The sequence below is a fragment of the Paraburkholderia sp. WC7.3g genome (genome assembly GCF_050436345.1).
In the GTDB taxonomy this organism is placed as follows: Bacteria; Pseudomonadota; Gammaproteobacteria; order Burkholderiales; family Burkholderiaceae; genus Paraburkholderia; species Paraburkholderia podalyriae.
On sequence record NZ_JBNDMA010000002.1, the window covers coordinates 3325526 to 3346995 of the forward strand.

The window sequence follows — 21470 nt, forward strand, 5'->3', positions numbered from 1 at the left end:
GCTCGCGACAGAGCGCGGCGGGCCGGCTACCGTATCACGCGTGCCACGCCGGCACCGCGGGGATCGCTGCCGGGCTCGGGCGTAGTGCCATTCACGCGGATCATCTGCACGTCGCCGCTGAACGACTGCTGCTCGACCGTATAGGCGAGCGCCTTCAGCTGCGCGGCGAGTTCGTCCGGCGCGGGACGGAACGGCTCGAAGTAGATCGTCTTTTGCGGCAGCAGTTGATGATGGAAACGCATCGCGGCGAGCGCGTCCGTCGGTGGCATCTCGAAGTCATACAGGTTCGTCATGACCTGGAAGATCGTCGTCAGGATGCGCGAGCCGCCGGGCGTGCCGATCGCTAGCGCGATCTTGCCGTCCTTCAGCAGCAGCGTCGGCGTCATCGACGAAATCGGCCGGCGGCCTGGCGCGATCGTGTTCGGCTCCGCATCGGCGGCGCCGGCTGTCGAGGCCACGCCGGGTGTCGAGGCCGGGCCGGTGCCCGACGGCTTGATCACGAAATCGTCCATCGCGTCGTTCAGCAGGAATCCGCCGCCATCCACCACGACGCCCGAGCCGAAATCGCCGTTCAGCGTGTAGGTATTCGAGACCGCATTGCCCCACTTGTCGACCACCGAGAAATGCGTGGTTTGCGGCTTCTCCGTCGCCTCGGCGCCGTCGGCAGCGGGCTTCACCGACGCGGCGCCGGGCGCGTCGTCGGCCTTGACTTCGGCCGCGCGTTGCGCGAGGTAGGCGTCGTCGATCAGCTTCGCGGTCGGCACTGGCGACGCGTCCGGGTCGCCGATATAGCGCTGCCGGTCCGCGAACACGCGATCCTCGATCTGCGCGATCAGATGGATGTACGGCGCCGAATTCAATGCGAGACCATCGAACGCCGGCTGCAGGTCGGCCCGCATCTTCAGCATCTGGATCAACCCGAGGCCGCCCGAGCTCGGCGGCGGCGCGGTGATCACGCGGTAGCCGTGCCAGTCGGCGGCGAGCGGCTCACGCCACAGCGCCTTGTACTGGCTCAGATCCTGGCTGGTGATCAGGCCGTGGCCGTACATCTGCGAGGCGATCATGCCGGCGGTGCGGCCCTCGTAGAACTCGCGGCCGCCGTCGCTCGCGATCCGCCCGAGCGTCTGCGCGAGCTCCGGCTGGCGCAGCGTCGCACCCGCCTTCAGGTTCGGAAAATAGGCGTCGAAATTGGTCTTGCCGGCGAAACTCTTCGCGGCCGCGTCGCGCCGCTGCTGCAGCCGGGGGTCGACCTGGAAGCCGTCGGTCGCGTAATGGATCGCGGGCGCGAGCACCTGCTTCCATTTGAGCTTGCCGAAGCGTCGTTGCGCTTCCCACATGCCATCGACGGTGCCCGGCACGGCCACCGCGCGATGACCGACCGTGCTCATGCCTGGCACCACGCTGCCCTTGTCGTCGAGGTACATGTCGCGTGTCGCCTGCTGCGGCGCGCGCTCGCGATAGTCGAGAAAATATGGCTTGCCGTCGACCAGCAGCGTCATGAAACCGCCGCCGCCGAGGTTGCCGGCATCGGGCCGCGTGACGGCGAGCGTGAAGGCCATCGCGACCGCGGCATCGACCGCGTTGCCGCCTTCGGCGAAGATCTGCTGCGCGGTGTCGGCGCTGTAGGGATCTGGCGCGGCGACTGCCGACGCATCGAGCGCCGGCTTTGGCGGCGGCGTTTTCGCGGCGGCCGGCAACGGCGCCGCGACGTTCACGGCGAGCGCGGCACACCACGCCGAAGCGAGCACGCGGCGGCTTCGGCAACAGAAACGGGCGCTAGCCAAAGCGCTGGCGAAAGGCGCGCGGAACGCGCCGTGCGTCGGGACAGACATCCGAGAAAACTCCGGCAACGAGGCGGGCATGGCGCACGAGCGGTAGAGCTTCGTGCAAGAACATGAGGGACAGCGTGGACGGCTCGGGCAAGCCCGCCCGCGCGAAGGGCCGGGACAGGCGCGCGGGCCGCGCGCAGCAGCGCATCCTAAGTCGTCGCGCCGCGCGCCGCCAACCCGTTTTACCTCCTGTTACAGCCCCGCGCGCTCACTGCGCTGACTGCGGCACCCGCGCCAAACCCGCCCCGCCGTTGGCTGCGCGCCGCAAGCACCTGCCGCGAACCGGCTCGTCAGGTAGAATTGACGGCTAGGCGGGCGCATTGCGCGCCCCTACGGACTCTCATCTTCTCGCATGACTACCGAACGCAAAGACGCTGAACGCACCGACGCGCCCGCGGCATCCAATTTCATCCGCAACATCATCGACGACGACAACCGCACCGGCAAATGGAGCCAGCGCGTCGAAACGCGCTTCCCGCCGGAGCCGAACGGCTATCTGCACATCGGTCACGCGAAGAGCATCTGCCTGAACTTCGGCATCGCGCGCAGCTACGGCGGCGTGTGCCATCTGCGCTTCGACGACACCAATCCGGAGAAGGAAAGCGTCGAGTACGTCGACTCGATCATCGACTCGGTGCGCTGGCTCGGCTTCGAATGGCAAAAAGACCGCACCGAGCATCTGTACTACGCGAGCGACTACTACGACAAGCTGTACGAGTTCGCCGAGCTGCTGATCCAGCGCGGCAAGGCTTATGTGGACAGCCAGTCGGCCGAGGAAATCCGCGCGAACCGCGGCTCGGCCACCGAAGTCGGCACGCCGTCGCGTTTCCGCGAGCGTTCGGTCGACGAAAACCTCGATCTGTTCCGCCGCATGAAGGCGGGCGAGTTCAAGGAAGGCGAGCACGTGCTGCGCGCGAAGATCGACATGTCGTCGCCGAACTTCAACATGCGCGACCCGGTCATCTACCGCATCCGCTTCGCGCATCACTACCGTACCGGCGACGCGTGGTGCGTGTACCCGATGTACGACTACACGCACTGCATCTCGGACGCGCTCGAAAACATCACGCATTCGCTGTGCACGCTCGAGTTCGAAGACCATCGGCCGCTCTACGACTGGATCCTGAACGAGCTCGCCGAAGCCGGCGTCTTCAGGCGTCCGCTGCCGCAGCAAATCGAGTTTTCGCGCCTGAACCTGACCTATGCGATCACCAGCAAGCGCAAGCTGCTGCAACTGGTCAACGAAGGCCATGTGGAAGGCTGGGACGACCCGCGCATGCCGACCATCGTCGGCCTGCGCCGGCGCGGCTTCACACCCGAGTCGATCCAGCTGTTCTGCGAGCGCATCGGCGTGACCAAGGTCGACTCGTGGATCGACATGAGCGTGTTCGAAGGCGCGCTGCGCGACGATCTCGACGAGAAGGCACCCCGCATCGCCGCCGTGCTCGATCCGGTCAAGCTGATCATCGACAACTTCCCCGAAAACCTCACCGAGCCGTGCAGCGCGCCGGTGCACCCGCATCACCCTGAACAGGGCCTGCGCGAGTTCCCGATTTCGCGCGAGCTGTGGATCGAGCGCGAGGACTTCACGCAGACGCCGCCGAAGGGCTACTTCCGCCTGTTCCCGGGCAACAAGGTGCGCCTGCGCTACGGCTATGTGATCGAATGCACGCACGCGGACACGGACGAAAACGGCAACATCGTCGCGGTGCACTGCAACTACTTCCCGGACAGCAAATCGGGCACCGAAGGCGCGAACAACTACAAGGTCAAGGGCAACATCCACTGGGTCAGCGCGACGGCCGCGTGCCCGGCCGAAGTGCGCATCTACGACCGGCTGTTCAAGGAACCGCAACCGGACGCCGGCGGACGCGACTTCCTCGAAGCGCTGAATCCGGACTCGAAGCGCGTGGTCCAGGCCTACCTCGAAACCGGCGCGCGCCATGCGCTGCCGGAACAGCGCTACCAGTTCGAGCGCCACGGCTACTTCGTTGCCGACCGCGTCGATTCGAAGCCGGGTAAGCCCGTATTCAACCGCATCGTCAGTCTGCGCGACAGTTGGGGCAAGCCGGCGTAAGCTCGCGTCAGCGACGTCCCGGCGTTGCCGGCCGATCCGGTTGCGGGATGTTCGATCGACACTCACTGCGCGCTCGCCTGGGGCGCGCCGGTCCGGGAGGTCCGATGAAGGTTGCAGACCGCCGCGGGGAAAGGTCTGTGGGCACCGTTCGCGTCGCGCGGGGCCCGCGCTATTTACACTTCACGCGTCTGCCGCGCGGCATGCGCAGCGTGCTGCTCGCGCTGGCCGCCTGCGGCCTGGTCATGTTCGCCGCCCCCGCCCGCGCGGACGAACTGACCGGTACGCTGAGAAAGATCCACGACGACGGCGTCATCGTGCTCGGCGTGCGCGAAGCGTCGATCCCGTTCTCGTACTTCGACGGCAAGCGCACGGTCGGCTACTCGCAGACCATCGCGATGCAGATCGTCGATGAGGTCAGAAAAGCGCTCGGCATGTCGCAGTTGCGGGTTCACGAAGTCACGATCACGTCGTCGAACCGCACGCCGATGCTGCTGAACAACCAGATCGACCTCGAATGCGGCTCGACCACGCACACGGTCGAGCGCGAAAACGTCGCCGCGTTTTCGGACAGCTTTTTCCAGTACGCGGTGCGCATGATCACGCGCAAAAACAGCGGCATCGCCGATTTCCCCGATCTGGCCGGCAAGCCGGTCGTGACGACCGCGGGCACGTCCGACGAGCGCCTGCTGCGCAGACTCAACACCGACAAGCAGCTGAACATGCGCATCACGAGCGTGCGCGATCATCAGGACGCCTTCAACGCGATGAAGGAAGGCCACGCGGTGGCGTTCGTGATGGACGAGCCGATCGTCTACGGTTTCAAGGCGACCGACCCGCATCCGGACGATTTCATCGTGACGGGCACGCCGCTCGGCTACGAGGTGTATGCGTGCATGTTCCGCAAGGGCGACGAGCCGTTCCGCGCGCTGGTGAATCGCGTGATCGCGCACTCGCAGACGTCGGGCGACGCCGAACGTCTGTACCGGCAGTGGTTCACGCAGCCGATTCCGCCGCACGGCATCAACGTCAATTTCCCGCTGTCGGAACAGAACCGCGCGTTGTTCGCGCATCCGAACGACCACGCGCTCGATTGAAAGCGGCGTGCGCCGTCTATAGCGAGCGGTGCAGGTCCGCGAGCGACAGCGTCGTCTCGAAGAGCCGCGTCAGACTACGGCTCGCATAGCGCGCGATTTCATCGATCGACGCCCAACGGTAGTCGTCCATTTCGGGGATCAGCGTGCCGTCCGAACGACGCGGAAACAGCGACGTGCAGGTGCAAGTGCTCAGGTCGAGTTCGTCGGCACCCGCGCGCGCCGCGAACAGATGCAGGTCCTTGTCGCGCCGGTAGACGAACAGGCCGAGATCCTTCAGACGACCGGCATCGAGCGCGATGCCGGTTTCCTCGACCATCTCGCGCAGCGCGGTCACGTGCGGCGCCTCGCCCTCCTCGCCCTGTCCTTTCGGGATGTCCCAGTGCGTCGTTCCGGTTGCGTGCGCGAGCAGCACGCGTCCGTCGGGATCGAGCAGCACGATCCCGCACGAGACGATTCGCGGGCTCATCGCGCAGCCTCACCGCATGCACCTGTCCGGCCGCGCTCGCGCATGCTCAACGCTTCTGCAGTTGCCAGGCGCCGCCTTCCTTGCAGAAGTTCGGGCGCAGGTTCATCGATTGTCCTTTCGCCTTGAGTACGACCGCGAGCGAGCGGCAGGCGCGTCCGCCGTCGGTCGAGGTGCTGTCCATCGTGACGGTCGCGTCGATCTTCACGCTATTGCCGGTGCCGTCGTTGACCCACGTGAAGCTCTCGCCGTCCTTCCTGTCATTGAGCGCGCTTAAGACGGCATGCTTGAGCGAGTCGTTGTCACGCTGTCTCATATAGGTGATCGGCGTGTCGTTCAGAAAGGCGAGGCTCGCCCCTTGCGCGCCGATCGCCGCAACGAGCAGCAGGCTCGCGGTACTGAGGTGGAACAGCACACAGGTTCGCGACGACATGAAGGACTCTCCTCGAAGTGAGCACGGCGCGCACGGGCGCACTGCGGCTTTTGATCCAGACCTCAAAAGCATAGCATGCACATTTCGGCAGGCAGCGGCCCTCGCTGCTCACCCACGCGCGGCAGCCGTCCCCTGCAGGCGGAACGTGTTGACGACGTCGCGCAGCATCTGCGCCTGCTCCTGCATCGACTGCGCGGCGGCGGCCGCCTGCTCGACCATCGCCGCGTTCTGCTGCGTGGTCTCGTCCATCTGTGCGATTGCGAGATTGACCTGTTCGATGCCGCGGCTCTGTTCGTCGGACGCGGCGGCGATCTCGCTGATCACGTCGGTCACGCGCTTCACCGCATCGACGAGCGACGCCATCGTGCCGCCCGCCTTCTCGACGAGCGCCTTGCCGCTGCCGACGCGCTCGACCGAATGCTCGATCAGCGTCTTGATCTCCTTGGCCGCGTCGGCGCTGCGGCGCGCGAGATTGCGCACTTCGCTCGCGACGACCGCGAAGCCGCGGCCCTCCTCGCCGGCGCGCGCGGCTTCGACGGCCGCGTTCAGCGCGAGGATGTTGGTCTGAAATGCGATGCTTTCGATCACGCCGATGATATCGACCACCCGCGCCGAACTCGCCGCGATGCTCTGCATGTTCGCGACAACGTGCTGCACGGCCTCGCCGCCCTCGCCTGCGAGCTGCGACGCGGAGCGCGCCATGCGATTGGCCTGCAGCGCGTTGTCGGCGTTCTGCTTGACGGTGGCCGTCAGCTGCTCCATGCTCGCGGCCGTTTCGCCGAGCGACGACGCCTGCTCTTCGGTTCGCGCCGACAGATCCAGATTGCCCGCGGCGATCTCTTCCGCCGCGACCGTGATGGTTTCGGTGCCGCCGCGAATGCGCCGGATCGCGTCGGCGAGGCGGCTCTGCATGCGCTGCATCGCGAACAGCATGCTGTCCCGATCGTCGCCGGCGAGTGTGACCGGGCTCGACAGATCGCCATCGGCGATCGTCTGCGCGACGCTCGCCGCATAGGCGGGCTCCCCACCGAGGCTGCGCTTCACGTTGCGGATGATCAGCACGAGCGCAATGGTGCTGAAGCTGCCGATCACGAGGATGGTCAACAGATAGCGCAGCAGATCGGCGCGGAACGCCGCGTTGATGTCGTTTACGTAGACGCCCGAGATCAGATACCAGTCCCACGCGGGAAAGCGCTTGACGAAGCTGATCTTCGGCACGCGCTCGTTGTTGCCGGCGAGGCGTCCCATGTAGTCGACGAAGCCCTGGCCCCGCGCCTGGGCGACCTTGACCATCTCGACGAACAGCAGCTTGCCGTCGCTGTCCGCGTAGTGAGACACGTCCTTGTTGCGCAGATCGGCAAGCATCGGATGCATGATCACGACCGGCGTAGCCGTCGACACGATCATGTAGCCGCTACCGGGGTAGCGCATCGCGGACAGGCTCGCCAGCGCCTGCTGCCGCGCCTGTTCGGGCGTCAGCTCGTGCTGGTCGGCGCGCTGCGCGTAGTTGGCGACGATGCTGTACGCGCACTCGACGACGTTTTGCACCGCCGACTTGCGCTCGGCGAGCATCGTCGCGCGCGACTGCCACGCGGCCCAGCCGCCGAGGCCGAGCAGGCCGAGCCACGTAATCAGCAGCGCGAGCCAGAGTTTGGTGTTGAGGCTAAGTCGGTTCACGCGGGTTCCTCCATCGCGGCGCGTCAGACGGTTCTGTCGCATTAACGGGCATTAACGGGCATTAACGGCCTGGCGCGCGATTTCCTGAGTCGGGAAACACCTGAAGTGAGCCGTGCGAACACGCGACAGCGTGGCCGCCACCGCGCGCGCAACATTGCACAAAAACAAAAAGGGTTACAGGCGTGAGGCCTGTAACCCTTCGGTGATTCTGGTACGGCAGGAGGGGCTCGAACCCCCGACCCTCGGCTTAGAAGGCCGATGCTCTATCCAGCTGAGCTACTGCCGTATGGATCGATATCTGCATGAAACCGGCACTCGCGACGAGCCGCCCGATTTCCTACAAACTGAAATTCTAACTGACCTGCAACCAGGCGGGCCCGGATTATAACCGATCGCCCAGCGCGCTCAGACCGGCTGCGGATGCAGCAGGAACCAGCCGAGGAACAGGATCCCCGCAATCGCGCAGTACGCGCCGAACGACGCGAGACGTCCGCGGCCTTCGAAATAGCGCATCAGGAAACGCACGCTCAGGTACGCCGCGATCGCGGTCAGCACGCCGCCGAGCACCGCGTCGACGAGCTGGCTCGGCGCGTGAAGCAGCTTCGGCACTTCGAGCACGCCGGCCGCGAAAATGATCGGCGTGCCGAGCAGGAACGAAAACTCGGCGGCTTTCTCGGTGGTGAGGCCGGCCGCGTTGCCAGCGATCATCGTCAGGCCGCTGCGCGAGAACCCCGGAATCAATGCGCCGACTTGCGCGAGGCCGACGAAGAACGCCTGGCGGAACGTCAGCTTTTCCGGCGCCCGATGCGCGCGCGCGCGCTGCAGGCGATCGCCGAACCACAGCAGTGCGCCGTTGACGATCAACGCAATCGCGACGATCCGCAGATCGTGAAAAAGCGCCTCGAGGCGTTTTTCCAGCACGAGACCGACGAGACCCGCCGGTATCGTACCGATGATCAGCGCCCACATCATGTGGCCGTCGTCGTTGCGGCGCCCGCCGAGCGACGCGAAGAAACCACGCACCAGCGCGTACCAGCGCTCGCGGAAGTACCACAGCAGCGCGAACGCGGTGCCCAGATGCAGGGCGACGAGGAACGGCAGCAGTTGCGGCGCATGCTTATCGATATGCATGCCGAACAGCGCGGGCACGAGCAGCGTGTGGCCGAGGCTGCTTACCGGAAACAGTTCGGTAACGCCTTGCAGCACACTCAGAAAAATGAGAAACGACAGGTTCACGCGGCGGTCCTTGTAAGGAAAGTGTCGGGGACTGCGCGCCGCACAAAAACCGAAGCCGGCGCGTCAAGGCGCACCGATTATGCCTGGCTGCAAAGTCAGCGCCAAGCGGGTTAGGCCACATTCGGGGAAATATTGACGCGCCGCGTCACAACTCGACACCGTTGTTACGCGGGAGCAAGAAAGCGGGGCGGCGGATTCGTCGCGCGCGCTGTGAAACAGAGAATGAAACCAGCGGGATCAGCGTTTGAGCGAGTGGAAGAAGTAGTACGTGCTGGCCGTGAATATGCCGAACAAGGCGACCGCCATTGCCGTTGCGAGATCCATGATGCCTCCTGAGCCGATTCGCCCGGGAGTCGAATGGACCGGACGCTCAGGCGGATTATCAATAGGATTCGCCCTTTTCCGACACCCGCAATTTCCCGGGAAGGGTTTCCCCGTAGCGCAAAGCAGCGCAAAATCGCGGTTTCGCCGCGCGCGACGCGGTCGGCGCGAGTGGCGCGAAACGCCGCTTCGATGCAGACCGGGCGGCCCACGCGCACGTCCCCTTTGCGCGACCCTCAACCTTTATCTGGCTACCCATTGACCATGCCTCTCTCCCCGGAACAGGACATTCTCGAGATCGCCCAGGACGCCTCCGTGCTCCGTTTTTCGCCGCAGGCCGGCGGCCGTCTGCTGTCGTGGACGATCGACGGCGAAGAGGTGATTCACTGGCCCGAGCGCGCCGACTGGAGCGTGCCCGCGCGGATTCGCGGCGGCAATCCGCTGCTGTTTCCGTTTCTCGGCCGTCATCGCGTCGACGGCAAGATCGGCTATTGGCGCGACGCGCAGGGCACCGTGCGCGAGCTGCCGATGCACGGCTTCGCGCGCGACCTGCCGTTCGAGCCCCACGCCGACGTGCATGGCGCCGGCCTGCGCATGGTCCTGACCGACAGCGAAACGACCCGCGGCTTCTATCCGTTCGGCTTCCGCTTCGAGGCCGCCTACGCGCTGATCGATCCGCGCACGCTCGAAGTGACGCTCACCACCACCAATACCGGCGACACGCGGCTGCCCTACTACGCCGGTCATCATTTTTACTTCACGCTGCCGCATACGCAGCGCGCGCGGACGACGATCGAGCTGCCGCGCACCAAGCGGTGCCGTCAGCTCGATGACGGCTCGATCAGCCCCGCCGAGCCGGGCGAAGCGAGCTACACGCTCGACGAAGACCGCATCCACGACCGCTTCCATTGCCTGACCGGCACCCCCGACCGACCGGTACGGGTCGAGGCGCCGGGCATCCATCGCGTGATCACGATCGATTTGCAGCGGCCCGGCTCGGTGCCCTGGTACGCGGTGACGACGTGGACCGAAACGCCGCAGTCGGACTTTTACTGCGTGGAGCCGTGGCTCGGGCTGCCCGATGCGATCCATAACGGCCGAGGTTTGCGCTGGCTCGAACCGGGCCAGACCGAAACGGCGGCACTGCGCATGACTGTCGAGAAGACCGGCTGACACGCCGACGCCGGCGGCGAACCGTTCGAAGCGGTCGCGCCCGCCGCCGCCTCGCCCCCCTCGCCGGTGGGGCGCAACACAAAACCGTTAGAATCGAACGCTTTGTCTGACTATGCCGCGTGATCGGGATCGGCGCGCGGCAGCGCTTCGCGGGGTCCAATGCTGGAAACGACAAGAATCAAACGACTCGGCTGCGCGGCGTTGCTCGCGCTGCTCACCGCGTGCGGGTCGGCGCCGGTGGGGCCGGGCTACTACCGGGTCGAACGGGGCGACACGCTATCGAAAATCGCGCGCGGCAACCGGCAATCGGTGCAGAACATCGCGCGCTGGAACAACCTGACCAATCCCGACAGCATCGAAGTCGGCCAGGTGCTGCGTGTCGCGCCGCCGGGCGGCGCGGCGTCCACCAGCGGCGCGATCCGCAGCGGTGGCGGCAGTGGCAGCGCGAGCGCACCCGCTGCGTCGCGTGCTGCGCCCGCCGACTCCGCGCCGGCCACCGCGCCCGCGCCAATCTCGCTGGTATGGCCGGCCGATGGCACCGTGTTCCGCCGTTTCGACGGCGGCAACTCGAAGGGCATCGATATTTCCGCGGCGGCCGGCACGCCCATCGTCGCGGCGGCGCCCGGAACCGTCGTCTATGCGGGCAACGGCCTGCGCGGCTACGGTAATCTGCTGATCCTCAAGCACAACGCCGACTACCTGACCGCCTACGCGCATAACCGCGCCCTGTTCGTGAAGGAAGGCGAATCGGTTCAGCGCGGCCAGAAAATCGCCGAAATGGGTGACACCGATACCGATCGCGTGATGCTGCATTTCGAGCTGCGCTACCAGGGCCGCTCGATCGATCCGTCAAAGGAACTGCCGCCGCGCTAAGCGGCGCGGACGCGGGAGCCCGCCGTGCTATAAACCCTCACTTCGAAGCGGCGTGGCTGCGTGCCACGCCCCTTCCGTTATTTGCAAGGAATCTGAAATGAAAAGCCCATTGGCGCGCGTCGCGACGGCTGCAATGATCGGTCTTGGCCTGCTGACGCTCGGCGGCCTCGGCGGCTGCTCGACCACGACCACGATGACTTATCTGCCGAGCGGCGACACCGGCTTCGCGATCAACTGCAGCGGCAGCGACGCCGGCACGAGCTGGGCCGAGTGCTACAAGCGCGCGGGCGAAGCCTGCGGCAACTATGGATATGACGTGGTTTCGAAAGACGTCGATAACGGCGCGACGTCGGGCGGCACAATCGGCGGGATCTTCGGCGCGAATGTGAAAAATCGCTCGATGGTGATTCGCTGCAGGCAATAAAGACGGCAGCGCCGCGCGGCTGCCCGGCTGGATAGCGTCGCCGGTTAGCGGCGTCGCAAGCGCCCCGAGCGCGGATCGATGCGCGCGGCGAAGCGCAGCAGCAACGCGAGCGCGATCACCCACACGCCGACAAAGACGATCACCCCGGTCATGAGCCCGCGCCGAAAAAGTAATCCGCCATCATCGGCCGCGTATGTGAATTCACGGTGAAGATCGTTGGGCAGATTAAACATCCATGTAAATCCATTCAAAAAAAAGCCCGGCACGAGGGCCGGGCTAACGGGGGTTCGGCGCATATCGGCAAAGGACCGGTTCACCATGCGCCAGAACGGAATCTAACAATCCGCATTTACAAGTGCAATCCATTAATTTTGCGGTCAACGTTACACGGCGTACGGATTCCGCAATTCGTGAATCGGAAATGTCGGAATGAGACCGGCCTAATGCGCCGCAGATGAAATACTCAAGCCGCTAATTCATGGAAACTGGAATGTGCGAGCCTCGCACCAGCTAATGTTCTTGGGGATCGGTGGAAAGTTCCGCGAAAACAGCAGAGGAAAGTGGTCTGGCCGAATAACACTAACTCATTTCTTGATAAAGCCGCTTTTGGTTGCGAATATTAACTTGGTGCGGAAACGCACGTAACGCATCGATTAGTCACGGCAACGCCTCCGAATAAGCTTCGATATCGCTTCACAACAAATTCGCGAATAGTGAAACATTTGACATCGACAATTCCGTGGAAAATCCTGAAATCGCATTCAAAGTGCGTTAAGCCATGAATATTCGGACGATTAATGGTCGCGGTCGTGTGCTGCACGGCTCGCGTGCCCGCGTCGTTGAATCCGCCGCCATCCAGGTTCAGAATCCGAACTGGTCCGATGATGCGCAAAAGACTGCCCGGCGCGTTGCCCCAAGCTCGCCGCGCGGCCCGGCGGTCAGCGCCAATAGTTTATAGTGACGGCCCGTCCGACCCCGCCTACGATGACTTCCCACGACGCCTCCCAAAGCCCCCTGTACGCGAAGCTGCTCGGCGAGACCGCCAAGATCGGCTGGAGCGAACTCGAACGATTCTTTGCGCGCGGCATACTGTTGCGCGTCGCGCGCGATCTCGATCTCGTCAGCGTCGCCGAAGCGATCGCCAACGACGACACCACCCAGGTCGCGCAATGGTTGTCGGCCGGCCTGGTCGAGCGCGTGCAGTCGCAGACGGCCGCCGATTTCGCTGCGCGCGACCCCGAGCTGTGGGCGGTCGTCGTCTCGCCGTGGGTCTGCGTGCAGGAGCGCTCTTGAGCGATGCCGCGCCCGAGGCCGGGACGCCCGAAGCCGGGACGCCCGAAGCGGCCGCGCACTCAGCCAGCGCACCCGGGCTGCCGGTGCACTGGCATCGCCGGGTGCTCGTGCTCGCGTTCCCGATCGTCCTCGCGAATCTGACGCAGCCGATCCTCGGCGCGGTCGATACCGCCGTCGCCGGTCATCTGGACGGTGCCTCGTACCTCGGCGGCGTCGCGCTCGGCGGGCTCTTCTTCAACTTCGTGTTCTGGGGCTTCGGCTTCCTGCGCATGGGCACGACCGGCCTCGTCGCGCAAGCGCACGGCGCGGCCCATAGCGACGAGCTGCGCAACACCGTCGTGCGTGCACTGCTGATGACGGCCGCGATCGGCGCGCTGGTGCTACTCGTGCAGCAACCGCTGATCGACTCCGCGCTGCGGGCGATCGGCGGCAGCGACGCGGTGCAGCGGCACGCGCAGGTTTATTGCCACGCGCGCATCTGGGCGGCGCCGCTCGCGCTCGGCAACTACGTGGTGCTCGGCTGGCTGCTCGGCACGCAGCGGGTGCGGCTAGCGTTGCTATCGCAGGTGTTCATCAACAGCGTGAACATCGTCGCGGTGCTGCTGTACGTGTATGCGTTTCATTGGGGTGTGGCCGGCATCGGCGCGGCCACCGCGACCGCCGATGCGCTCGGCTTCGTGCTCGGCCTCGCCCTGTTATGGCACGGCAGGCCGCGCGGCCTGCCCGCGCTGAATCGCGCCGCCTTGTTCGATGCCGCCGCGCTGAAGCGGCTCGTCGTGCTGAATCGCGACATCTTCGTGCGCACGCTGTGCCTGCTGTCGTCGTTCGGCTGGTTCGCGCATCTCGGCGCGCGCCAAGGCGACGCGACGCTCGCCGCGAACGCGTTACTGCTCAATTTCCAGACCTTCATGGCGTACGGGCTCGACGGCTTCGCGCACGCGGCCGAGGCGCTGGTCGGCGCGGCGATCGGCGCGCGCGATCGTCACGCGTTCGCACAGGCGGTCACGGTCACCGCGCTGTGGTCGGCGCTCGGCGCGATCGGGTTCTCGTTCGTGTACTGGGGCGCGGGCGCGTGGATCATCGAGCGGCTGACCGATCAGGCCGCGGTACGGGCCGCGGCCGAGACCTATCTGCCGTGGGCGGCGCTGTCGCCAGTGATCTCGGTGTGGGGCTTCCTGCTGGACGGCGTGTTTATCGGCGCGACGCGCACGCGCGAGCTGATGACGGCGATGGTGGTGTCGCTTGCGGTGTTCGTGGCGGCCTCATCGGCATTGCTCGCGTTGCACGGCAATCATGGGCTGTGGATCGCGCTGCTGATCTTCATGGCTACGCGCGGCATGACGCTCGCGCGTTATTTGCCGGGGCTGTCGCGAGGGATTGCGGCCGCTTAGCGCGGTGCGCAGCGCTTCGTTGGCCGTTCGCCGAACGACAGGCCGTTACGGCTTGAAACAAGCGCATACATATCGCATAACGAGCGCGTCCTAAAATCCTGTTAGCCCGTGCTCCCCGCGCGAACAGTCGGCGCGGGTCAGAAGCGCCGGCGTGCCCGCGCCGGTGCTTCGCCTTCCCACCCCCGCCCTTTCCCGGTGGTTGTCACTTCATCGGCGTTTGCACGTGGCAGGCGCTTGCGCGGCACGGCGTCATCACAGGCTGCGCTCCTCGCTCTTCGCTGAAACAGCGCTCACTGTACGACGGGTGCCGGCACCATCGCGGGCGGCCGATCGTCGGTGGGCACGCCGTGATAGTCGGCGGGATCGCGTGGCGGGTTGCCGCGATGCGCGGACGGATTGCCGGCACAGCCGGCAACGCCGGCGCACAACAGCAACGCAAGAGTCAGAACGCGGGTCATTTTGCAATCGTCTCCGGGACAAGGATGGCGGACGGACGTCCGCCGGCGCGCCGAGAGTCTACCCGCAAAGAGCGTTCCGCGACGCCATCACGCGCGCTTGCGCCTCGCGGTTTCCATTTCGTGAGATTTCGCCGGAGCTGAGCTACTATGGGTTCATGGCTGGACCTACCGGGAGACTGCCATGGACGGTGAATCGATCGCGGGCCTGATCGGGCTCGCAATAGGCCTGTTCGTGCTGTTGGCGTTGTCGATTTTCGAATCGCGAACCTACCGGCGTGAACACGATGGCGAGGGCATGCTGCATCACTGGACGCATCAGCATCTGCATATGCCGCATTGGAGGCGTCCACGGCATTGATCCGGGTGATCTTTCAGCCGGACTTAATGACCTCTAGTCGCGGCACCGGCATGTTACGGTGCCTCAGTTGCGCGCCCGCTCGGTGACGCGACGGCCGTCGTTGCGGCGCATGCGCGCGCCGCGCGGCTCGCTATGCGCTGGACGGGCGCAATGCCTTTCCAATTCCCTTTCTACGCACAGATCCAACGACGACGCTTCGCCGCGTCACGCTCTGAAAGGCACATGCTTTGCTGATTCAGATCCAGCAAGCGGCGCGCGACCCGCGCGTCGATTGCCGCGGCGCACAGGCGCCAAACCAGCGTGACGATGCGGCCAGCGATTTCGCGGCCCCCTCAAAAAGGAGAACGCCATGACCGTCGGAACCATCCTGCTAATCGTGCTCATCCTGCTGCTGATCGGTGCGTTGCCAAGCTGGCCGTATAGCAGCGGCTGGGGCTATCGGCCGACTGGGCTCGTCGGCGTCGTGCTGATCATCGTGATCGTTCTGCTGTTGTTGGGGCGCATATAGGCCACCCCGAGCCCACCGCGAGCCCACTGCAGTAAATTTCGTTGCCGGCACGATTCGCCCCGCTCACGGATTGACGCTCCTGTCCGAACCCCCTATACTCCCGGATTCGTCGGAGCGTAGCGCAGCCTGGTAGCGCATCTGATTTGGGATCAGAGGGTCGTAGGTTCGAATCCTATCGCTCCGACCACGAAAAGCAACAGGAAACCCGCGAAGCCACCGGCTTCGCGGGTTTTTTGCTTTTTGGCCCAGGTTAGCTCAAACGCCGACGTCCGTCAGGCACTCGCCTTGCACTTCATCACGCGCGCATGCGACAGTGATTGCGCACGCACCTCACTCCGAGGACGTGCAAAACCGAACGCAAACCCGCCGCAACGGCATCCCAAGCCGCTTAAAAAGGAGACTCCCATGGACCTGATCCTCTGGCGTCACGCCGAAGCCGAAGATGTCGCCGCGAGCGATCTCTCCCGCGCACTCACCACGCGCGGCCGCAAGCAGGCGCAGAACGCCGCGAAATGGCTGCGCGCCCGCCTGCCCGACGACGCGGTCGTCCTCGCGAGCCCCGCCGTGCGCACGATCCAGACCGCCGAGACGTTGAGCGACCAGTATCGCGTCGTGCGCGAGCTCGCGCCAAACGCAAGCGCGAACGACGTCCTCGAAGCGGCCGGCTGGCCCGGCGGCATCGCGCAGACGGTGGTGATCGTCGGTCACCAACCGACGCTCGGCCACGTCGCCGCGCAACTGCTCGGCGACAGCCGTGCAAGCTGGCCGCTGAAAAAAGCCGGCATCTGGTGGATCGAGAGCCGCGAGCGCGACGGCGAACAACAGGCGCTGTTGCGCGCCGCCATCAGTCCGGATCTGATCTGACCCGCGCGCGTCGCGCAGCGCACCCGACATGACAGGCACACACGCGAGGGCTTACAGGTAGTCATCCAATCGTCACGGCTTTGCCACGCGAGCGTCACCCCGCATTACTACATTGGCGAAAAAAGAAATCCTCACTCTTTTCGACCTGGACAGCCAATGCGAGAACTGCCGACGCCCACCCTGCCCTTCGCCACGCTTTTCGAACCGCGCCGTCTGCCGCGCGCCGAGGAAACGGTCACCGCGCAACATCGCCTGCAAGTGTCGTGGGCGCGTACCGACGAAGAGCTGCGTGAAGCGCAGCGTCTGCGCTACCGCGTCTTCGCCGACGAAATGGGCGCACGCCTCAGCGGCCCCGCCGGCCTCGATGTCGATGCATTCGATTCCTACTGCGATCATTTGCTGGTGCGCGATCTCGACACGCTAAAAGTAGTCGGCACCTATCGCGCGCTGCCGCCGCATCAGGCCGCACGCATCGGCCGTCTGTATGCGGAAAGCGAGTTCGACGTGTCGCGTCTCACGCATCTGCGCGCGAAGATGGTCGAGGTGGGCCGCTCGTGCGTGCATCCTGACTATCGCAGCGGCTCGGTGATCATGTCGCTGTGGGCGGGGCTCGCCGCGTATATGAAGCACAACGGCTACGAGACGATGCTCGGCTGCGCGAGCGTCGCGATGGCCGATGGCGGCCACTATGCGGCGAACCTGTATTGCTCGCTGCGCGACAACGCGCTGACCGCGCCCGAATATCGCGCGTTCCCGCATACGCCGCTGCCTGTCGACGAACTGCAGACCGGCGCCGCTGTCGCGCCGCCGCCGCTAGTGAAGGGCTATCTGCGTCTCGGTGCGAAGATTTGCGGCGCACCGGCTTGGGACCCCGACTTCAATACCGCTGACTTCCTGACGCTGTTCCGGCTGTCCGATATCAACGCGCGGTACGCGCGTCACTTCCTCGGCGATGCGCTGCCGCGCTAAACCGCGCCGCCGGAAAACGAAAAATCCCTGCTTTTGCAGGGCCTTTTCCGTTCATGCGCACGCTGCAAATCGCAGCGCGGGTCGATCTGCAGCGCATCAGTCGTCCGTATAGACGACACGATACGGAATCCCGACTTTTTCCCACTCGGCCGCTTCCTGGATCAGGCTGTAGTCCGTCAACGGATTGTTGGCCACCCATTCGTTCGGCAGACGCACCTCGTAGCCGCCGTTCGCCCGAGCAACTGCGATGCCCGGCAGACCGACGTCCGCGCGTCGGCGAGACAGCAACGCCGCGAGCCGCAGGCAGAACAGCAGCGGCCATTCGACGTCGCGCGTCTGCGACAGCTTGCCGAGCTTGCCCGCATGGCCGAGCACGAGCGCGGCGAGGCGCGCCTGATCGGTGCGTGAAAAGCCCGGCATGTCGGCGTTGCTTGCGATATACGCCGAATGCTTGTGATATGCGCTATGGGAGATCGACAGCCCGATTTCATGCAGCGAGGCCGCCCAGCCGATGAAAATGCGATTTTCCGCGCGGCGTTCTTCGTCCGGCTCGGCGAACTGGTCGTAGAAGCTCGTCGACAGATCGCCGATACGCGCCGCCTGCGGACGATCGACGCCATAGCGGCGCATGAAGCCCTCGACCGTCACCGTGCGCATGTCCTCGTGCTGCGAACGGCCGAGCAGGTCGTACATGACGCCGAGGCGCAGCGCGCCGTCGGTGGTGTCGACATAATCGACGCCCAGTTCGTCGAACACCGCGATCATGATCGACAGGCCGCCCGCGAGCACCGGCACGCGGTCGCTCTTCAGCGCGACCAGTTTCAGCCGGTTCACGTTTTCGGCCTTGATCAGCGCGCGCTTGAGCCGCTCGAGGCCGCCGCGCGAAATGCCGTGGGTGACGCCCGCATCGTTGAAATTGTTCGCCTCGACCAGTTCGGCGAGCGCGCGCGCGGTGCCCGACGAGCCGATCGCCTGCTCCCAGCCCGTCTTCTTGTATTCGGCGGAAATGATCTGGATTTCGCGGCGCGCCGCAAGCTCCGCCTGGCGCATCGTGTAGTCGTCGACGTTGCCGGCTGGGAAAAACGCGCGGCTATGGCTCACGCAGCCGATGTACAGGCTCTCCATCATGATCGGCGTGTAGTGCGAACCGATGATGAATTCCGTCGAGCCGCCTCCGATATCGACGACGAGCCGCTTGCCTGCGCTCGCCGGCACTGAGTGCGCGGCGCCTGCATAGATCAGACGCGCTTCCTCGCGCCCCGCGATCACTTCGATCGGAAAACCGAGCGCGGCTTGCGCCTCGCCGAGAAACTCGCCCGCGTTCTTCGCGATGCGCAACGTATTGGTCGCGACCGCGCGCACGTGGTCCGGATGAAAATCGCGCAGCCGCTCGCCGAAGCGCTTCAGCGCATCCCAGCCGCGCACCTGCGATGCGCGATCGAGCATCTTGTCGCTCGATAGCCCGGCCGCGAGTCGCACCGGCTCGCGCAAGGCGTCGACCTGATAGATCTGGCTGCCCGCGTCGGTTTCCTCGACCCGGCCCACGATCAGCCGGAAGCTGTTCGAACCGAGATCGACGGCGGCGAGGAGTTGGGGGGTATTGGCCATCGGGTAAGCGTACTCCATGCGCGCGAGCGCGGCGGCCGCGGCCGGGGGGGTGGCGGCGGACGCTGACGGCGCCACGCGCCTGCCCGGCGCCTTCTGCGCATGATGCGCGTCGCGGCCGGCGGCACTGTTCAAAGACGCCATTCTAAGCGTAGCAGCCTTCACTATGTCACCTCGCGGCGCAGAGAGTCCCGTATCGTCGCATATACGGTGCGTCATATTGACGACAGAAGACGATTGCGGCATAAAATGTTAGAAACCCTGCCGATGTCATCAGGACGTCATCAAACCGTGAGAATTTCCGAGCGTCTTTCCGTCTCCATTTCAGACATTCCAATCTCGCCACCGATGTCCGTCCGCTATCCCTTATTGAATCGCGAGCTGGGCATTCTGGGTTTCAACGAGCGCGTGCTGGCGCAAGCCGCCGATCCCGCCGTCCCCTTGCTCGAACGCCTCCGTTTTATCTGCATCACCAGTAGCAATCTCGACGAATTCTTCGAAGTCCGCATGGCCGGGCTTCAGGAACAGATGCGCGACAACCCCGGCGCATTGTCGCCCGACGGCATGTCGCTGCTGCACGTGTACGACCTCGTGGTCGAACGTGCGCAGAAGCTCGTGCATCGCCAGTACACGATGCTGCACGACACGGTGCTCAGCGCGCTCGAACAGGAAGGCATCTATTTCCACGGCACCGAGGCATGGAGCGACGCGCAGACCGAATGGGCGCGCAACTACTTCTTCGACGAACTGCTGCCGGTGTTGACGCCGATCGGTCTCGATCCCGCGCATCCATTTCCCCGCGTGCTGAACAAGAGCCTGAACTTCGTCGTCGAGCTGGAGGGCAAGGATGCGTTCGGCCGTCAGGCGATGATGGGCATCGTGCAGGCGCCGCGCGCGCTGCCGCGCCTCGTGCGCATGCCGCAGGAGCTGTCGGGGTACCCGCATGGCTTCGTGCTGCTGAGCTCGCTGCTCCAACACTTTGTCGGCGAGCTGTTTCCGAGTCTGGTGGTGCGCAGCTGCAATCAGTTTCGCATCACGCGCAATAGCGAACTGTTCGTCGACGAGGACGAAATCACCAATCTGCGCGTCGCGTTGCAGGGCGAACTGCCGGCGCGGCATCTGGGCAATGCGGTGCGGCTCGAAGTGTCGGCGGAAACGCCCGCGCACGTAGTACGGCGCCTGCTCGACGAAAGCGGTCTGTCGAACAAGGACTGCTACTACGTGAACGGCCCCGTCAATCTGGTGCGGCTGATGCAGCTGCCCGAGATGGTCGACCGGCCGGATCTTAAGTTCGTGCCGCACATTCCGTCGACGCCGACACAGATCGCCAACAGCGCGAGCATGTTCGACGTGATCGATCAGGGCGACGTGCTGCTGCATCATCCATACGAAAGCTTCCAGCCGGTGCTCGAGCTGCTGTTGCAGGCGGCCAAGGACCCGAACGTGGTCGCAATCAAGCAGACCATCTACCGCACGGGCACCGACTCGCCGTTGATGGATGCGCTGATGCAGGCCGCGCGCAACGGCAAGGAAGTGACGGTGGTCGTCGAGTTGCTCGCGCGCTTCGACGAGGAAACCAACATCAACTGGGCCTCGCAGCTCGAAGCGGTCGGCGCGCATGTGGTCTACGGCGTGGTCGGCCACAAGTGCCACGCGAAGATGATGCTGATCGTGCGACGCGTGTCGGCGGGCGGCAAGTCGACGCTCAAGCGCTACGTGCACCTCGGCACCGGCAACTATCATCCGCGCACCGCGCGCCTCTATACCGACTTCGGTCTGTTGACCGCCGAGCAGGAGATCTGTGAGGACGTGCACCATGTGTTCCAGCAACTGACCGGTATCGGCGGCGAGCTGAGGCTGCACGAGCTGTGGCAATCGCCGTTCACGCTGCATCCGAAGCTCGTCGAAGCGATTCGCATGGAAGCCGAGCATGCGCGCGCGGGCAAGAAGGCGCGCATCGTCGCGAAGATGAACGCACTGCTCGAACCGACGGTGATCGCTGAGCTATACGAAGCATCGCAGGCCGGCGTGAAAATCGATCTGATCGTGCGCGGCGTGTGCTCGCTGCAGCCCGGCGTGCAAGGGCTCTCCGAGAACATCACGGTGCGCTCGATCGTCGGGCGTTTTCTAGAACACCATCGCATCTACTACTTCTACGATGGCGGCAAGGAGCAGGTTTATCTATCGAGCGCCGACTGGATGGATCGCAATCTGTTCCGGCGCGTCGAAGTCGCATTCCCGGTCAACAACCGGCGACTGAAGCGGCGCGTGATCGCGGAAGGGCTGTCGGCGTTTCTCGGCGACAATCAGTCGGCCTGGCTGATGCAAAGCGACGGTCACTATCGCCGGCGCCGGCCGGGCAAGGCGTCGCGCAATGCGCAGATGAGTCTGCTCGGCAAGTTCTGCTCGTAGTCGCTTGCGTGC

20 protein-coding genes and 2 tRNA genes are annotated in these 21470 nt (G+C 65.0%); 13 read left to right on the top strand and 9 right to left on the bottom strand.

Annotated elements, in window-relative coordinates; translation table 11 throughout:
• Nucleotides 1–26 precede the first annotated feature (26 nt).
• A complete protein-coding gene (gene ggt / locus OKW43_RS26675) occupies nucleotides 27–1832 on the bottom strand; it encodes a gamma-glutamyltransferase (RefSeq protein ID WP_429450745.1) in 1806 nt (601 codons plus the stop codon).
• 349 nt (nucleotides 1833–2181) lie between these two features.
• Here ggt and OKW43_RS26680 point away from each other — a divergent pair, with 349 nt between their 5' ends.
• Complete coding sequence (locus tag OKW43_RS26680; protein WP_187634870.1) at nucleotides 2182–3906, top strand: glutamine--tRNA ligase/YqeY domain fusion protein; 1725 nt, start codon at nucleotides 2182–2184, stop codon at nucleotides 3904–3906.
• 200 nt (nucleotides 3907–4106) lie between these two features.
• A complete protein-coding gene (locus OKW43_RS26685; protein WP_429451796.1) occupies nucleotides 4107–5000 on the top strand; it encodes a transporter substrate-binding domain-containing protein in 894 nt (297 codons plus the stop codon).
• A 16-nt stretch (nucleotides 5001–5016) separates the two neighbouring features.
• Here the strand turns inward: OKW43_RS26685 and OKW43_RS26690 are convergent, their stop codons facing one another.
• The 5 genes from OKW43_RS26690 to OKW43_RS26710 form a co-directional block, all read right to left on the bottom strand.
• On the bottom strand, nucleotides 5017–5466 hold the full coding sequence (locus OKW43_RS26690; RefSeq protein ID WP_187634869.1) for an NUDIX hydrolase: 450 nt from the start codon (nucleotides 5464–5466) through the stop codon (nucleotides 5017–5019).
• A 46-nt stretch (nucleotides 5467–5512) separates the two neighbouring features.
• Entirely contained in the window at nucleotides 5513–5896 is a 384-nt protein-coding gene (locus OKW43_RS26695; RefSeq protein WP_429450748.1) for a hypothetical protein, read from the bottom strand.
• 108 nt (nucleotides 5897–6004) lie between these two features.
• Nucleotides 6005–7573 carry a methyl-accepting chemotaxis protein gene (locus OKW43_RS26700; protein ID WP_429450750.1) on the bottom strand — a complete coding sequence of 523 codons (1569 nt, stop codon included), beginning with the start codon at nucleotides 7571–7573 and terminating at the stop codon, nucleotides 6005–6007.
• 209 nt (nucleotides 7574–7782) lie between these two features.
• Nucleotides 7783–7859, bottom strand: a tRNA-Arg gene (locus OKW43_RS26705).
• Nucleotides 7860–7978: 119 nt separating this feature from the next.
• Entirely contained in the window at nucleotides 7979–8809 is an 831-nt protein-coding gene (locus OKW43_RS26710) for an undecaprenyl-diphosphate phosphatase (RefSeq protein WP_187634866.1), read from the bottom strand.
• Nucleotides 8810–9394: 585 nt separating this feature from the next.
• On the opposite strand from OKW43_RS26710, the gene OKW43_RS26715 reads away from it, so the two are divergent.
• The 3 genes from OKW43_RS26715 (at nucleotide 9395) to OKW43_RS26725 (ending at nucleotide 11600) form a co-directional block, all read left to right on the top strand.
• A complete protein-coding gene (locus OKW43_RS26715; protein WP_429450752.1) occupies nucleotides 9395–10303 on the top strand; it encodes an aldose epimerase in 909 nt (302 codons plus the stop codon).
• Between the two features lie 159 nt (nucleotides 10304–10462).
• Nucleotides 10463–11176, top strand: coding sequence for a peptidoglycan DD-metalloendopeptidase family protein (locus OKW43_RS26720; RefSeq protein WP_429450754.1), 714 nt, complete (start codon nucleotides 10463–10465; stop codon nucleotides 11174–11176).
• 97 nt (nucleotides 11177–11273) lie between these two features.
• Nucleotides 11274–11600, top strand: a complete 327-nt coding sequence (locus OKW43_RS26725) for a hypothetical protein (RefSeq protein ID WP_429450756.1) — start codon at nucleotides 11274–11276, stop codon at nucleotides 11598–11600.
• A gap of 44 nt (nucleotides 11601–11644) precedes the next feature.
• On the opposite strand, the gene OKW43_RS26730 is transcribed toward OKW43_RS26725, so the two are convergent.
• Complete coding sequence (locus OKW43_RS26730; protein WP_429450760.1) at nucleotides 11645–11920, bottom strand: hypothetical protein; 276 nt, start codon at nucleotides 11918–11920, stop codon at nucleotides 11645–11647.
• A gap of 664 nt (nucleotides 11921–12584) precedes the next feature.
• Between OKW43_RS26730 and OKW43_RS26735 the strand changes: the two genes are divergently transcribed.
• Together OKW43_RS26735 and OKW43_RS26740 are read left to right on the top strand one after the other, a co-directional pair.
• Nucleotides 12585–12893: a DUF2288 domain-containing protein gene (locus OKW43_RS26735; RefSeq protein ID WP_429450762.1), complete on the top strand. Its 309-nt coding sequence runs from the start codon at nucleotides 12585–12587 to the stop codon at nucleotides 12891–12893.
• On the top strand, nucleotides 12890–14284 hold the full coding sequence (locus tag OKW43_RS26740; protein WP_429450764.1) for an MATE family efflux transporter: 1395 nt from the start codon (nucleotides 12890–12892) through the stop codon (nucleotides 14282–14284). The genes OKW43_RS26735 and OKW43_RS26740 overlap by 4 nt, the downstream gene beginning before the upstream one ends.
• A gap of 290 nt (nucleotides 14285–14574) precedes the next feature.
• Here the strand turns inward: OKW43_RS26740 and OKW43_RS26745 are convergent, their stop codons facing one another.
• Nucleotides 14575–14742: a hypothetical protein gene (locus OKW43_RS26745; protein WP_187634861.1), complete on the bottom strand. Its 168-nt coding sequence runs from the start codon at nucleotides 14740–14742 to the stop codon at nucleotides 14575–14577.
• Nucleotides 14743–14923: 181 nt separating this feature from the next.
• Here OKW43_RS26745 and OKW43_RS26750 point away from each other — a divergent pair, with 181 nt between their 5' ends.
• From OKW43_RS26750 to OKW43_RS26770, 5 genes are all read left to right on the top strand, one after another.
• A complete protein-coding gene (locus OKW43_RS26750; RefSeq protein WP_187634860.1) occupies nucleotides 14924–15100 on the top strand; it encodes a hypothetical protein in 177 nt (58 codons plus the stop codon).
• A gap of 349 nt (nucleotides 15101–15449) precedes the next feature.
• Nucleotides 15450–15608 carry a DUF3309 family protein gene (locus tag OKW43_RS26755; protein WP_429450767.1) on the top strand — a complete coding sequence of 53 codons (159 nt, stop codon included), beginning with the start codon at nucleotides 15450–15452 and terminating at the stop codon, nucleotides 15606–15608.
• Between the two features lie 110 nt (nucleotides 15609–15718).
• A tRNA-Pro gene (locus OKW43_RS26760) sits at nucleotides 15719–15795 on the top strand.
• 218 nt (nucleotides 15796–16013) lie between these two features.
• Nucleotides 16014–16472 (top strand): SixA phosphatase family protein, encoded by a 459-nt coding sequence (locus OKW43_RS26765; RefSeq protein WP_429450769.1) that lies wholly within the window; start codon nucleotides 16014–16016, stop codon nucleotides 16470–16472.
• 156 nt (nucleotides 16473–16628) lie between these two features.
• Entirely contained in the window at nucleotides 16629–17441 is an 813-nt protein-coding gene (locus tag OKW43_RS26770) for a GNAT family N-acetyltransferase (protein WP_187634857.1), read from the top strand.
• A 96-nt stretch (nucleotides 17442–17537) separates the two neighbouring features.
• Here the strand turns inward: OKW43_RS26770 and ppx are convergent, their stop codons facing one another.
• On the bottom strand, nucleotides 17538–19190 hold the full coding sequence (gene ppx, locus OKW43_RS26775; protein ID WP_429450771.1) for an exopolyphosphatase: 1653 nt from the start codon (nucleotides 19188–19190) through the stop codon (nucleotides 17538–17540).
• A gap of 204 nt (nucleotides 19191–19394) precedes the next feature.
• Here ppx and ppk1 point away from each other — a divergent pair, with 204 nt between their 5' ends.
• Nucleotides 19395–21458, top strand: a complete 2064-nt coding sequence (gene ppk1, locus OKW43_RS26780; RefSeq protein ID WP_187634959.1) for a polyphosphate kinase 1 — start codon at nucleotides 19395–19397, stop codon at nucleotides 21456–21458.
• Nucleotides 21459–21470 lie beyond the last annotated feature (12 nt).